The sequence below is a fragment of the Thalassovita autumnalis genome, assembly GCF_001458255.1.
GTDB classification, from domain to species: domain Bacteria; phylum Pseudomonadota; class Alphaproteobacteria; order Rhodobacterales; family Rhodobacteraceae; genus Thalassobius; species Thalassobius autumnalis.
In genome coordinates this window covers 227183-239874 of record NZ_CYSB01000029.1, presented here as the reverse complement: position 1 = coordinate 239874, position 12692 = coordinate 227183, and the positions used below count along the sequence as shown (strand labels likewise).

Below are 12692 nucleotides of genomic sequence, written 5' to 3'. Positions count from 1 at the left end.
GTGAAGGCGGCCGCACCGTTGGTTCCGGTGTTGTTTCCAAAATCATCGAGTAATCACTCGACGATTTGATCTACGAAAAGGGCGTCCCTCGGGGCGCCCTTTTTGCATTTGAACTGAGCAAAATTTTTGCCTTGTTGGACACTCACAAAAAAGGGTGCCCGTAGAGCACCCTATCGTTTGCTAAGCATATGTTGACGAACTTTAGGTCAATTGCGGCAGTAAGTGCCGCTCACACCCTATTTCAACATTTGGTGACAATGTGCGTTGCCGATTTCTAGGCGCGCGTGAGGAAAGGTAGCCGTTCGACCAGTTGGTCAATATAAGTCTGTTCGCTCACAAAGTCATGGGGCGCTTGTTCGGCGGTCATGTCGCTGGAAAGAGACCCACTTGCAAAACCGTCAAAACCAAAAAGTGTCACTTGCGATGGTTCCCCGTCCAAAACCGAGTGGAGCGCCATAACGCCGCTCGTTGGGCGGGAGCCGATAGTTCGGCTGAGCGCTTTGTGATGTGATTTTGGAAAAACGGCACAGTTGTATTTCTTTTTCAGGAACCAAAGTGGGAACTTCTTCCGCTTGGGGGTCAGCCAAAGGGCAAGCTCGCAGCCCCGTTGCTTAAATAGCCCCATCGAGATGGGGATGCTGGTGGCCAGCACGGTTGTTTTTTGGCCGCTGATTTCTGTCGACATTATTGGACCGCGATTCAGACGGATAACGACATCATGCGCGTCAATCTCACCTCCAAGCGATTTTTCCCTCAGTGACTTGGCATTTCCCACAAGCGCGACGCTTTTGCCTTTCGTGAGATCAGCAAGCGCTGACAGCTTTTTACGCTCAAGCAAATATGACCCGATCTCCCTAAGCGGTCGATTGTAGAGTTCAGAGCGCTTTGCCGCTCTTCTCTCAAGTTTCCTGTGCTGGGAGATCTGCGCAACCGTATCGTTTTTCGGTGCCCAGCTCGTATAACCGACTGCCGTGTCCTGCCGCGTAGGCACTTCAGTTACATTCGAAAAATAGGGGGCTAGCCGTTGTTGCCACCATGCAGGCGGTTTGATTGTATAGTGTGCATTGCTGCCATCTGAGAGCAGAGCGTCAGCGAATGTAAGAGATATGACAAAAAGCACATTGGCTGACTTTGAGGCGATCGCTTCCAGAACGCCGTTTAGCTCAGATTCAGGGATGTGCTCCATGACATCTGTGCAGAGCACCGCATCAAACTGCCCTTCGGGATCTTTAGCGAACTCCGGCACGTAAGGGTCGTAGAAAGACACATCATAGCCGAGGCTTTGAAGCTTTTTACCAAGAGCACCCTTTCCACATCCGAAGTCCAAAACACGTTTTGCATTAAGATCTTCAAGTAACGGAAGCACATATCCCAGCAGCCTCAGGCTTGTTTTGCCATATTCGGGATTTTGAGCATGCAGTTTTAGGTATTCAGTGGCCAAATCAGACTCCGTCTTGGATTTGTGGCTCAAGGGTGAGTTGTGGGTCTTAGCTAGAATTCAGCGAAATAGTAAATAGAGGAGGGGTGGGAGTTTTGTAAACACGGGGTGCAATTGGGTTGGCCATTCTTGCGTTAACGGGGGGTAGTGCGATCTCCTTGGTGCAGTCAGGGGGGCTTCACTCTTGTGGGGACAGCGCAGTGCGCGTTTTGAGGTCGACGAGATATTCGGCGACTTAGGGATCAAAACCCCTTGCCAGACAGGTATTCCCGCTGTAGGACGCGCGGGTCTGTGTATGCAGATGGAGGCGGGGTGATTCCCGCCTTTTGGGTTCGATGAGGATCTGCGATGGTCGCTGACCCTCCTCTCAACTCCAACGCCTAAAAAAAGGCTGACGAAATGCAAAGTCAAAACATTCGCATTCGGCTGAAGGCATTTGATTACCGCGTGCTGGATGCCAGCACCCAGGAAATCGTAAACACTGCCAAGCGCACCGGCGCTCAGGTTCGTGGCCCGATCCCGCTTCCGAACAAGATTGAGAAGTTCACCGTTCTGCGTGGCCCTCACATCGACAAGAAATCCCGCGACCAGTTCGAGATCCGTACGCACAAGCGTATGCTCGACATCGTTGATCCGACCCCCCAGACCGTTGACGCGCTGATGAAGCTCGACCTCGCCGCTGGTGTGGACGTCGAGATCAAGCTGCAAGCGTAATCGGAGGGTATTGTAATGCGCTCTGGTGTTATCGCTAAGAAGGTGGGCATGACCCGCCTGTTCATGGAAGACGGCAAGCAGATCCCTGTGACTGTTCTTCAACTGGAAAACCTGCAGGTCGTTGACCAGCGTACCGACGAACGTGACGGTTACACCGCCGTTCAGCTGGGCGCCGGTTCGGCAAAAGCCAAACGCACCAGCCAGGCCATGCGCGGTCACTTCGCCAAGGCCAATGTTGCGCCCAAGCGTAAACTGGCTGAATTCCGCGTTTCCGCAGAAAACCTGATCGAAGTGGGCGCCGAGATTTCGGCTGAGCACTACGTTGAAGGTCAGAAAGTGGATGTTGCAGGCACTTCGATCGGTAAAGGTTTTGCCGGTGCAATGAAGCGTCACAACTTCGGCGGTCTGCGTGCATCGCACGGTGTATCGATCTCGCACCGTTCGCACGGTTCGACTGGTCAGTGTCAGGATCCCGGTAAGGTTTTCAAAGGCAAGAAAATGGCCGGCCACATGGGTGCCGTTCGTGTGACCACTCAGAACCTGGAAGTCGTCAAAACTGACGCCGACCGTGGCCTGATCATGGTTAAAGGTGCCGTTCCCGGTTCCAAAGGTGGCTGGGTCACCGTTAAGGACGCCGTGAAAAAGGCTCTGCCTGAAAACGTACCGTTCCCGGCGGCTCTGAAAACCGCAGCTGCTGAAGCTCCGGCGGAAGAAGCACCTGCCGAAGGGGGTGAAGCATGAAACTTGATGTGATCAAACTCGACGGTGGCAAGGCCGGTTCCGTAGAACTGTCCGAAGACCTGTTCGGTCTGGAGCCGCGTGCGGACATCCTGCACCGTGTGGTTCGCTGGCAGCGCAACAACGCGCAGGCCGGTACCCACAAGGTAAAGACCCGCTCGGAAACCAGCTACTCGACCAAGAAGATCTATCGCCAGAAGGGCACCGGTGGTGCACGTCACGGCGATCGCAACGCGCCGATCTTCCGCAAAGGTGGTATCTACAAGGGCCCGACCCCGCGTAGCCACGGCCACGACCTGACCAAGAAGTTCCGTAAGCTTGGTCTGAAGCACGCTCTGTCGGCGAAAGCCAAAGCAGGTGAGCTGGTTGTGATCGAATCCGCCGAGTCCGAAGGCAAAACTGCTGCTCTGGCAAAACAGGTCAAAGACCTGGGCTGGAAGCGCGCACTGATCATTGATGGCGCAGCTGTCAACGAAGCCTTCGCAGTAGCGGCACGCAACATCGACGGTCTGGACATCCTGCCGACGATGGGCGCCAACGTTTATGACATCCTGAAGCGTGACACCCTGGTGATCACCAAAGCAGGTGTCGAAGCTCTGGAGGCTCGCCTGAAATGACCAAAGCTGCACTCTATGATGTGATCCGCAAGCCGATCATCACCGAAAAAGCGACCATGGCGTCGGAAAACGGTGCGGTTGTGTTTGAAGTGGCAATCGACAGCAACAAACCCCAGATCAAAGAAGCTGTTGAAGCTGTCTTTGGTGTGAAGGTCAAAGCCGTCAACACCACCATCACCAAAGGTAAAGCCAAGCGCTTCCGCGGCCAGCTGGGCAAGCGGAAAGACGTTAAAAAGGCTTACGTTACCCTGGAAGAGGGCAACACCATCGACGTGACCTCCGGTCTGTAAGTCGAACGGTTTTGAAAGCTAAAGAAGGCCCCCGCGCAAGCGGGGGCCTTTTTCGTTGTCCGGGTGTTGGCTCTTGCCTTGCGTTGACTTCAGCGGCGAAGGCGCCTCAGATGGCGCGGCAATTTTCGAAGGAGCCTCAGATGCCCAGCCCTCTCCCCCATCTTGGTATTATCGGCGGATCCGGCATGTTGGGCGCGGCGATGCTGCGGGCAGTGCTGGCGCAGGGCGGCTGGCAGGTCACGATCTCAAATCGCAGCGGTGTGGCGCCGGACTGGGCCGACGGGGTGCGTGTAACGCAATCGAACGCCGAACTGGTTGCTGCCAGCGATCTGGTGCTGCTGTGCCTGCCGCCCGCCGTGTTTGCCGATATGAGTTTGGATCTGTCGGGCAAGCTGGTGATCTCGGTTATGGCAGGCGTGGATCTAGCGGCGCTGCAGGCGCAGACCGGGGCTGCGCGCGTTGTCCGGGCCATGTCCAGCCCGGCGGCGGGGCAGGGGCTGGCCTATTCGCCCTGGGTGGCCTCCGCGGCTGTCGATGCGCTGGACCGGCAGTATGTGACCCGGCTGTTTGAGGCCTGCGGCGCAACGGATGAGATCGCGGAGGAGCCGCTACTGGATCATTTCACCGCGATGACTGGCCCGGTGCCGGGATTTGTCGCTTACTTTGCCGAGGCAATGATCAACCACGCCACCGCGCAGGGCATCCCGGCTGAGGTGGCAGATAAGGCGATCCGCCAGCTGTTTCTGGCCAGCGGCCAGATGCTGGCAGAGGGGCCAACAGCGGCAGAGCATGTGCAGGGCATGGTCGATTATGCAGGCACCACAGCGGCGGGGCTGGATGCAATGCGCGCCTCGCCACTGGCTGATCTGATTTCCGCCGGCCTGACAGCCGCAGCGGATAAGGCGCGTAGCCTGTGAGGCGTGGCCAAGGCGCTATACCTTTTGTTCATTCCTGCCGTTTTAAACTGGGTAACGAGTAACAGGAGTAGTGATGATGATGAAGATTGTAGCCGCCGCCGCATTGATCGCCGGGTCCATGGCCCTGTCCGCCTGTAGCGCCGGGGGCGAACTGCCAGTACGTGACGGCCCGCAGATGAAACACCCGGTCTACGACGTCTGATCCCGTAAACGATCAGTGTAACATGCAAGCGCCGTCCCATTGGGGCGGCGTTGGTGTTTGGCCCGTGCCGCACTTGATTGCGCCCGGTGGTGGGCACTAGGTTGCGATCAACATGCTTGAGGGAAATTTATAAATTCCGGTTTCTATAGCTGCTAAAGAGGGCGCCGCTTATTGCGCTAACGGTCGCTCAGGCCTCTGTAGTGCTCATTCAACCTAATTGGCTGGATCTCTCCAGTTTGATACCCGTAATACGAAAAATTTTTGAATAATGTGATGAATGGCCGGTATGGAAATTAGTAAACAAGTTGAGGAAATTCACCGTGTGTTAGGCAAGTCTAGCGCTAGCTACACCTTCGTTTCGCTCGACGCGCTACGTCCGAGCTTCCCAGTCTCGATGCAGCCAAAAAGAGAGGAGAGCGATTTCGTTACTCTTTCGGTGGGCGTGCCCATTGGCGAACTGCTGGCCGCTGACGGGATTGATACGGCTCAACTGCGAACCGCAGCTCAAATGGCACGCTACCTGTTCCTGCACAACTTCGCTGACGAAATTGGTATGGTGAAGCTGGGTGGCCAAATCGATTATTGGTGCTTGCTGGAACTGCTTCGAATAGATGGCGATGCTGTGTTGTGCTACCGCGAGAATTTTACATTCGTTTGCGCCCTTGACTACGATGTTTTCAATCACGAGGTCGAACTTACCCTGCCTCGGGGTCTTGAAGGCTGACGTCCCGGAGACGGGGCTTTGGGGCGATGTTTAGATGTTGGCATCGCTCTACTACTGGCGATGCTGTGCGTTTGGGTAGGGTTTTTGCAATGCCGTCGCCGCGCCAGGTCAATTGCAATTTCGAGCCGATTCCGAGAAAACGCCTGAATGGCCTTATTTCTTTGGTGCCCCTATAGACTCCCCCCGACATCTCTGATACCTCCCGCGCATCTTGAGGCCTCGGATTCGTTCCGGGGCCCATGATATTTGGAACTTTGGGACCTTCGGGGCCCTATGATCGGCCACCCTAGTAGGGCGTTTCCAGCGGGGAACAAACGGACGGGGGGCTATAACCTAAGGGTAGGCAATCGCCTACCTCACAAAACGGAAGACAGAAGCATGGCACTTAAGTCGTATAAGCCGACTACGCCAGGCCAGCGTGGGCTGGTACTGATCGACCGTTCGGAGCTGTGGAAAGGACGCCCCGTCAAAGCCCTCACCCAGGGTCTGACGAAGAACGGCGGCCGGAACAACACCGGGCGGATCACGATGCGTCGCAAAGGCGGCGGGGCAAAACGCCTCTACCGTATCGTGGACTTCAAGCGTAACAAATTCGACGTCGCTGCTACCGTAGAGCGCATCGAATATGACCCCAACCGTACCGCGTTCATCGCGCTGATTAAGTACGAAGACGGCGAGCAGGCCTACATCCTGGCCCCGCAGCGTCTGGCGGTTGGTGACCAGGTTATCGCTTCGGCAAAAGCCGACATCAAACCCGGTAACACCATGCCCTTCTCGGGTATGCCCATCGGTACCATCGTTCACAACATCGAACTGAAACCGGGCAAAGGCGGCCAGATCGCCCGTGCAGCCGGTACTTACGCTCAGTTTGTTGGCCGTGACGGCGGTTACGCTCAGATCCGTCTGAGCTCGGGTGAACTGCGTCTGGTTCGTCAGGAATGCCTGGCCACCGTTGGCGCCGTCTCCAACCCCGACAACTCGAACCAGAACTTCGGTAAAGCCGGCCGTATGCGCCACAAAGGCATCCGTCCGTCGGTTCGTGGTGTGGTTATGAACCCGATCGACCACCCCCACGGTGGTGGTGAAGGCCGTACCTCGGGTGGTCGTCACCCGGTTACCCCTTGGGGTAAGCCGACCAAAGGCAAGCGTACCCGCAACACCAACAAGGCGTCGCAGAAGCTTATCATTCGCTCGCGTCACGCCAAGAAGAAGGGCCGTTAAGACATGGCACGTTCTGTATGGAAAGGCCCCTTCGTGGATGCTTATGTGCTTAAGAAAGCCGAAGCATCGCGTGAGTCGGGTCGTAACGAAGTTATCAAAATCTGGTCGCGTCGCTCGACGATTCTGCCCCAGTTCGTGGGTCTGACGTTTGGCGTTTACAACGGCCAGAAGCACATCACCGTCAACGTCACCGAAGACATGATTGGTCAGAAGTTTGGTGAATATTCGCCGACTCGTACCTATTACGGTCACGCGGCTGACAAAAAAGCGAAGCGGAAGTAAGTCATGGGCAAGGCAAAAAATCCCCGCCGCGTGGCAGATAACGAAGCAATGGCCAAGGCCCGTATGCTCCGTACCTCGCCGCAGAAACTGAATCTGGTCGCCGCAATGATCCGCGGCAAGAAGGTTGAAAAGGCTCTGACCGACCTGACCTTCTCGAAAAAGCGGATCGCGCAGGACGTGAAGAAATGCCTTCAGTCCGCAATTGCGAACGCCGAAAACAACCACAACCTGGATGTGGATGAGCTGATCGTGGCAGAGGCTTACGTTGGTAAGAACCTGACCATGAAGCGCGGTCGTCCTCGTGCACGTGGCCGTTTCGGCAAGATCGTCAAGCCGTTCTCGGAACTCACCATCACGGTGCGTCAAGTTGAGGAGCAAGCCTAATGGGTCAGAAAGTCAATCCGATCGGCATGCGCCTTCAGGTCAACCGTACCTGGGACAGCCGCTGGTACGCCGATACCAAGGACTACGGTGATCTTCTGCTGGAAGATCTGAAAATCCGTGAGTTCATCAACACCGAGTGCAAGCAAGCTGGCGTTGCCCGTGTGATCATCGAGCGCCCCCACAAGAAGTGCCGTGTGACCATTCACACTGCGCGTCCGGGCGTGATCATCGGCAAAAAAGGTGCTGACATTGAAGTTCTGCGCAAGAAACTGTCGAACATGACCGACAGCGAACTGCACCTGAACATCGTTGAAGTGCGCAAGCCTGAGCTGGACGCACAGCTGGTTGCCGAGTCGATCGCTCAGCAGCTGGAGCGTCGTGTGTCGTTCCGCCGCGCCATGAAGCGCTCGGTTCAGAACGCCATGCGCATGGGCGCCCTGGGCATCCGTGTAAACGTTGCTGGCCGTCTGGGCGGTGCAGAGATCGCGCGTACCGAATGGTACCGTGAGGGCCGCGTGCCGCTGCACACCCTGCGTGCGGACATCGATTACGCTCACGCCGAAGCGATGACTGCCTACGGTATCATCGGCATCAAAACCTGGATCTTCAAAGGCGAAATCATGGAGCACGATCCCGCTGCTCGTGACCGTCGCGCTGCAGAAGCCCAGGATGGTCCCGCGCCCCGCACTGGCGGCGGTCGTGGCCGTCGTTAAGGAGATCTGACAATGCTTCAGCCAAAGCGTACTAAATTCCGCAAGATGCAGAAGGGCCGGATCAAAGGTCTGGCCAAAGGCGGCTCTGACCTGAACTTCGGCACCTACGGTCTGAAGGCAACCACGCCCGAGCGTGTAACTGCCCGTCAGATCGAAGCAGCCCGTCGTGCCATGACCCGTCACATGAAGCGTCAAGGCCGTGTTTGGATCCGTATCTTCCCTGACGTACCGGTCACTGCAAAGCCGATCGAAGTTCGTATGGGTAAAGGTAAAGGTTCGGTTGACCGTTGGGTTGCCAAGGTTAAGCCGGGTCGCGTGATGTTCGAAATCGACGGCGTCGACGAAGACATCGCACGTGAAGCCCTGCGTCTGGCCGCGATGAAACTGCCGGTGAAAACCCGCGTGGTTGTTCGCGAAGACTGGTAAGCCTTACCGCTTCTGAAAATTGCGAAACCCCCGTTGCTGATGCAGCGGGGGTTTTGTTTTGCGTGGTTCTTGCGTGGCGTCGAAAAACGCCACATATAGCGCCTCAGCGAACAAAGGGGCGAGTAATGCGCAAGACTGTATCTGAGTTTCTGGATCGGCCGTGGGTCGGCAATGCGATCCTTGCGGTGATCCTGTTCAACGCGGTGATCTTGGGTCTGGAAACCTCGCCCGCGGTGATGGCTACGGCTGGGGGGCTGATTAAAGCGCTGGATCAGATCTGTCTGGCGATTTTTGTGGTGGAGCTGCTGGCCAAGCTGTTTGCCCGCGGCGGGGCGTTCTTCCGCTCGGGCTGGAACCTGTTTGATGCGGTGATCATTGGCATCTCCCTGTCACCGGCGGGCGCGGGGCTGTCGGTTCTGCGGGCGCTTCGGATCCTGCGTCTGCTGCGCGTGGTTTCCGTTGTGCCGTCGCTGCGCCGCGTGGTGGAGGCCTTTATTCTGGCGCTGCCCGGCATGGCCTCGGTCTTCTTGCTGACGGGCATCATTTTCTACATCGGCGCGGTGATCGCGACCAAGCTTTATGGGCCGTCTTTCCCCGAATGGTTCGGCACGCTGGGCGGCTCGCTTTACTCGCTGTTCCAGGTGATGACGCTGGAAAGCTGGTCGATGGGCATCGTGCGTCCGGTGATGGAGGTGCATCCCCAGGCCTGGCTGTTCTTTGTGCCCTTTATCCTGATCACGGCCTTTGCGGTGATGAACCTGGTGGTCGGTTTGATCGTCAGCACCATGCAGGATGCGCATGCTGAGGAAACGGCGGCCGCGACCGATGAATACCGCGATGACGTGGTGGCGCGTCTGGAACGGATTGAAAAGGCGCTCAGCGAACGCAGCTAGGTTTCAAAAAGAAACGGCCCCGGATGGGGCCGTTTTGGCTTCGGGGTTATTCCCACTTGTAGTTAAAGCTGACTGAGACGCGGTCATCTTCGGCCATGTTCATCGGCACCTCATGGCGCAGCCAGCTTTCCCAGAGCAGTACGTCGCCCACTTTGGGCTTCATGTAGACAAAGGTTTGCAGGTCGCGGCGGGCGTCTTTCTGGCGTGGCGGGGCAGCCATCAGTCGGCCGGACCGGGGATCTTCCAGCTTCAGCGAAGAGGTGCCATCGGGCATCGACACATAGGTGGTGCCGGAGATCACCGAATGGGGATGCAGATGCGATGAATGCATGCCGCCCTCGGGCAGGATGTTGATCCAGAGGTCCTCCAGCACCAGCTTGCGGTCGGCCAGATCAAACTCCAGATCCTTGGCGAAGGACATGACGTGTTCATCCAAGGCCTTGATGACATCGGCAAAGATCGGTGAGCGCCAGCCAAGGTCCGTCAGCGAGGCATAGGAGGTGTAGCCGGGATAGCCGTTTTCCTCACACCAGTCCTGACCGGCCTCATCATCTTCGGCAATGCCGTAGCAGGAGGCTTCGAGTTCATCGGCATCGACCTCGGGGCCGAATTCGTTAAGTTCCGCGCGGTAGACCCGCGTGACAAAGAGCGATTCAATCTGTGACATGTCTTGGTGATACACCCGCGCTGCGGATTGGGGTAGGGGGTGTGACGATTGGGCGTTAATGTGCCGTCAGTTGTGCACGCCGCGCAAGAACCGAAGGGGCGAAGCGAAGCGCCCGCCCCGTTGGGGGCGGTTCGGGCGCTGCCAAATCTGTGATTTGGCATTTGTGCTTCGCCGCGCTAGCTTTGGCGTTAGCAATAGAATAAACGATTGCGCGCAAACCTTTCCCTTGCCCCCACCCCCATATGCCCCTATAGAGCGTCATCCTGCGGATTCGCAGGCTGTAGGGATTCGTCCGTGCAGAGATAACCCACCAGATTAAAGGTGACCCAAACACATAGCGGGGCCTTCTGGTGTAGTAGAAAGGAAAAGGCGACATGAACGCCAATGAACTGCGTGATAAGACGCCGGATCAGCTCCGTGATGAGCTGGCGGCTCTTAAGAAAGAAGCGTTTAACCTGCGCTTTCAACAGGCCACCGGTCAGCTCGAAAACACTGCTCGTATGCGTCAGGTCCGTCGTGACGTCGCACGCGTTGCCACTGTGCTGAACGAAAAAGCCCAAGCGGCTGCTGAATAAGGACCTGATTGATGCCCAAACGTATTCTGCAAGGCACCGTGACCTCGAACGCCAACGAGCAAACCGTTACTGTTCTGGTCGAGCGCCGCTTTACGCACCCTGTTCTGAAAAAGACCATCCGTAAGTCCAAAAAGTACCGGGCTCACGATGAGAACAACCAATTCAACGTCGGTGACGCCGTCCGTATCCAGGAATGTGCACCGAAGTCGAAAACGAAGCGTTGGGAAGTGATCGCCTAAGTTAGCTTAGACGATCCCAACGCTTTAATTAGCGAAACCCTGGGGATTTGGGCAACTGCAAGCCCCCCCACAGGTCGGGAGAAACCAAATGATCCAGATGCAGACAAACCTGGATGTTGCTGACAACAGCGGCGCGCGCCGTGTTCAGTGCATCAAGGTTCTGGGTGGCTCGCACCGTCGTTATGCGTCGGTGGGCGACATCATCGTCGTTTCCGTCAAGGAAGCCATTCCGCGTGGTCGTGTGAAAAAAGGTGACGTGCGTAAAGCCGTCGTCGTTCGCACCGCCAAAGAAGTACGTCGTGAAGACGGCACCGCGATCCGTTTTGATCGCAACGCAGCTGTTATCCTGAACAACAACAACGAGCCGGTCGGTACCCGTATCTTTGGCCCGGTTGTTCGTGAGCTGCGCGGCAAAGGCATGATGAAGATCGTGTCCCTGGCTCCGGAGGTGCTGTAAGATGGCTGCTAAGTTGAAAAAAGGCGACAAGGTCGTCGTGCTGGCCGGCAAAGACAAGGGCAAAGAAGGCGTAATCGCCTCCGTTGACCCGGCTGCCGGTAAAGCAGTTGTAGATGGCATCAACATGGCCATCCGCCACACCCGTCAGACCCAGACCAGCCAAGGTGGCCGCCTGCCCAAGGCAATGCCCATCCAGCTGTCGAACCTGGCGATCCTGGACGCAAACGGCAAAGCAACGCGTGTTGGCTTCCGCATGGAAGGTGACAAGAAAGTGCGCTTCGCCAAAACCACTGGGGACGTGATCTAATGGCTGATGCAACCTACACCCCGCGTCTGAAGACCCAGTATGTCGAAACTATCCGCGCAGCTATGAAAGAAGAGTTCGCGTATAAAAACGACATGCAGATCCCGCGTCTGGACAAAATCGTTCTGAACATCGGCTGCGGCGCCGAAGCTGTCAAAGACAGCAAGAAAGCCAAAGCTGCTCAGGAAGATCTGACCAAGATCGCAGGTCAGAAGGCCTTGACCACCGTTGCCAAGAACTCGATCGCGGGCTTCCGCGTACGTGAAGGTATGCCGATGGGCGCGAAAGTGACCCTGCGCGGCGACCGCATGTATGAATTCCTGGATCGTCTGATCACCATCGCAATGCCTCGTATCCGCGACTTCCGCGGTGTTTCGGGCACGTCGTTCGACGGCCGTGGCAACTACGCCACCGGTCTGAAAGAACACATCGTGTTCCCCGAGATTGACTTCGACAAAGTTGACGAAGTCTGGGGTATGGACATCGTGATCGCCACCACCGCGAACACCGATGCGGAAGCTAAGAGCCTGTTGAAAGCCTTCAACATGCCCTTCAACAGCTAAGCGCGGGGAGATTAGAGTAATGGCTAAGAAATCCATGGTCGCTCGTGAGGTAAAGCGTGAGAAGCTGGTAGCAAAATATGCTGCTAAGCGCGCTGCCCTCAAAGAGGTCATCAACGACAAAGAAAAGCCGATGGAAGAGCGTTTCCGCGCTTCTCTCGCGCTTGCGAAACTGCCGCGCAACAGCTCGGCTACCCGTCTGCACAACCGCTGTCAGCTGACCGGTCGTCCTCACGCTTACTACCGTAAGCTCAAGGTCAGCCGTATCATGCTGCGGGAACTGGGCTCGTTTGGCCAGATCCCCGGTCTGGTGAAATCCAGCTGGTAAGGG

21 protein-coding genes are annotated in these 12692 nt (G+C 56.7%); 19 read left to right on the top strand and 2 right to left on the bottom strand.

The annotated features are described in order from the left end of the window. Positions 1-274 precede the first annotated feature (274 nt). On the bottom strand, positions 275-1441 hold the full coding sequence (locus TL5118_RS11615) for a glycosyltransferase family 29 protein (RefSeq protein ID WP_058245167.1): 1167 nt from the start codon (positions 1439-1441) through the stop codon (positions 275-277). A 396-nt stretch (positions 1442-1837) separates the two neighbouring features. Here TL5118_RS11615 and rpsJ point away from each other — a divergent pair, with 396 nt between their 5' ends. The 13 genes from rpsJ to TL5118_RS11555 all read left to right on the top strand — a co-directional run bounded on the left by rpsJ (position 1838) and on the right by TL5118_RS11555 (position 9559). Then, positions 1838-2152: a 30S ribosomal protein S10 gene (gene rpsJ, locus TL5118_RS11610; protein WP_058245166.1), complete on the top strand. Its 315-nt coding sequence runs from the start codon at positions 1838-1840 to the stop codon at positions 2150-2152. A 15-nt stretch (positions 2153-2167) separates the two neighbouring features. Then, positions 2168-2893: a 50S ribosomal protein L3 gene (rplC, locus tag TL5118_RS11605; protein WP_058245165.1), complete on the top strand. Its 726-nt coding sequence runs from the start codon at positions 2168-2170 to the stop codon at positions 2891-2893. After that, complete coding sequence (rplD, locus tag TL5118_RS11600) at positions 2890-3507, top strand: 50S ribosomal protein L4 (protein ID WP_058245164.1); 618 nt, start codon at positions 2890-2892, stop codon at positions 3505-3507. Before rplC ends, rplD begins: the two co-directional genes overlap by 4 nt. After that, on the top strand, positions 3504-3797 hold the full coding sequence (locus tag TL5118_RS11595) for a 50S ribosomal protein L23 (protein ID WP_058245163.1): 294 nt from the start codon (positions 3504-3506) through the stop codon (positions 3795-3797). Before rplD ends, TL5118_RS11595 begins: the two co-directional genes overlap by 4 nt. A gap of 140 nt (positions 3798-3937) precedes the next feature. Beyond that, complete coding sequence (locus tag TL5118_RS11590; RefSeq protein WP_058245162.1) at positions 3938-4714, top strand: pyrroline-5-carboxylate reductase family protein; 777 nt, start codon at positions 3938-3940, stop codon at positions 4712-4714. 76 nt (positions 4715-4790) lie between these two features. Then, positions 4791-4916, top strand: coding sequence for a hypothetical protein (locus tag TL5118_RS21715; RefSeq protein ID WP_278044375.1), 126 nt, complete (start codon positions 4791-4793; stop codon positions 4914-4916). A 277-nt stretch (positions 4917-5193) separates the two neighbouring features. Continuing rightward, positions 5194-5640: a hypothetical protein gene (locus TL5118_RS11585; RefSeq protein ID WP_131727439.1), complete on the top strand. Its 447-nt coding sequence runs from the start codon at positions 5194-5196 to the stop codon at positions 5638-5640. Between the two features lie 378 nt (positions 5641-6018). Continuing rightward, positions 6019-6861: a 50S ribosomal protein L2 gene (rplB, locus tag TL5118_RS11580; protein ID WP_058245160.1), complete on the top strand. Its 843-nt coding sequence runs from the start codon at positions 6019-6021 to the stop codon at positions 6859-6861. A 3-nt stretch (positions 6862-6864) separates the two neighbouring features. Next, on the top strand, positions 6865-7143 hold the full coding sequence (gene rpsS, locus TL5118_RS11575) for a 30S ribosomal protein S19 (protein WP_058245159.1): 279 nt from the start codon (positions 6865-6867) through the stop codon (positions 7141-7143). A gap of 3 nt (positions 7144-7146) precedes the next feature. After that, entirely contained in the window at positions 7147-7527 is a 381-nt protein-coding gene (gene rplV / locus TL5118_RS11570) for a 50S ribosomal protein L22 (RefSeq protein ID WP_058245158.1), read from the top strand. Further along, on the top strand, positions 7527-8240 hold the full coding sequence (gene rpsC / locus TL5118_RS11565; protein ID WP_058245157.1) for a 30S ribosomal protein S3: 714 nt from the start codon (positions 7527-7529) through the stop codon (positions 8238-8240). The genes rplV and rpsC overlap by 1 nt, the downstream gene beginning before the upstream one ends. A 12-nt stretch (positions 8241-8252) precedes the next feature. Beyond that, a complete protein-coding gene (gene rplP, locus TL5118_RS11560) occupies positions 8253-8666 on the top strand; it encodes a 50S ribosomal protein L16 (protein WP_058245156.1) in 414 nt (137 codons plus the stop codon). Positions 8667-8791: 125 nt separating this feature from the next. Further along, positions 8792-9559, top strand: coding sequence for an ion transporter (locus TL5118_RS11555; protein ID WP_058245155.1), 768 nt, complete (start codon positions 8792-8794; stop codon positions 9557-9559). Positions 9560-9605: 46 nt separating this feature from the next. Here the strand turns inward: TL5118_RS11555 and TL5118_RS11550 are convergent, their stop codons facing one another. Beyond that, entirely contained in the window at positions 9606-10226 is a 621-nt protein-coding gene (locus TL5118_RS11550; protein WP_058245154.1) for a TIGR02466 family protein, read from the bottom strand. Positions 10227-10600: 374 nt separating this feature from the next. Between TL5118_RS11550 and rpmC the strand changes: the two genes are divergently transcribed. From rpmC to rpsN, 6 genes are all read left to right on the top strand, one after another. Beyond that, complete coding sequence (gene rpmC, locus TL5118_RS11545; protein WP_058245153.1) at positions 10601-10801, top strand: 50S ribosomal protein L29; 201 nt, start codon at positions 10601-10603, stop codon at positions 10799-10801. 11 nt (positions 10802-10812) lie between these two features. Then, complete coding sequence (rpsQ, locus tag TL5118_RS11540; RefSeq protein ID WP_058245152.1) at positions 10813-11040, top strand: 30S ribosomal protein S17; 228 nt, start codon at positions 10813-10815, stop codon at positions 11038-11040. Positions 11041-11128: 88 nt separating this feature from the next. Beyond that, entirely contained in the window at positions 11129-11497 is a 369-nt protein-coding gene (rplN, locus tag TL5118_RS11535; protein WP_058245151.1) for a 50S ribosomal protein L14, read from the top strand. A 1-nt stretch (position 11498) separates the two neighbouring features. Further along, a complete protein-coding gene (gene rplX / locus TL5118_RS11530) occupies positions 11499-11804 on the top strand; it encodes a 50S ribosomal protein L24 (protein WP_058245150.1) in 306 nt (101 codons plus the stop codon). Continuing rightward, a complete protein-coding gene (gene rplE / locus TL5118_RS11525) occupies positions 11804-12364 on the top strand; it encodes a 50S ribosomal protein L5 (RefSeq protein WP_058245149.1) in 561 nt (186 codons plus the stop codon). Before rplX ends, rplE begins: the two co-directional genes overlap by 1 nt. A 19-nt stretch (positions 12365-12383) precedes the next feature. After that, positions 12384-12689: a 30S ribosomal protein S14 gene (rpsN, locus tag TL5118_RS11520; RefSeq protein WP_058245148.1), complete on the top strand. Its 306-nt coding sequence runs from the start codon at positions 12384-12386 to the stop codon at positions 12687-12689. Positions 12690-12692: the final 3 nt, after the last annotated feature.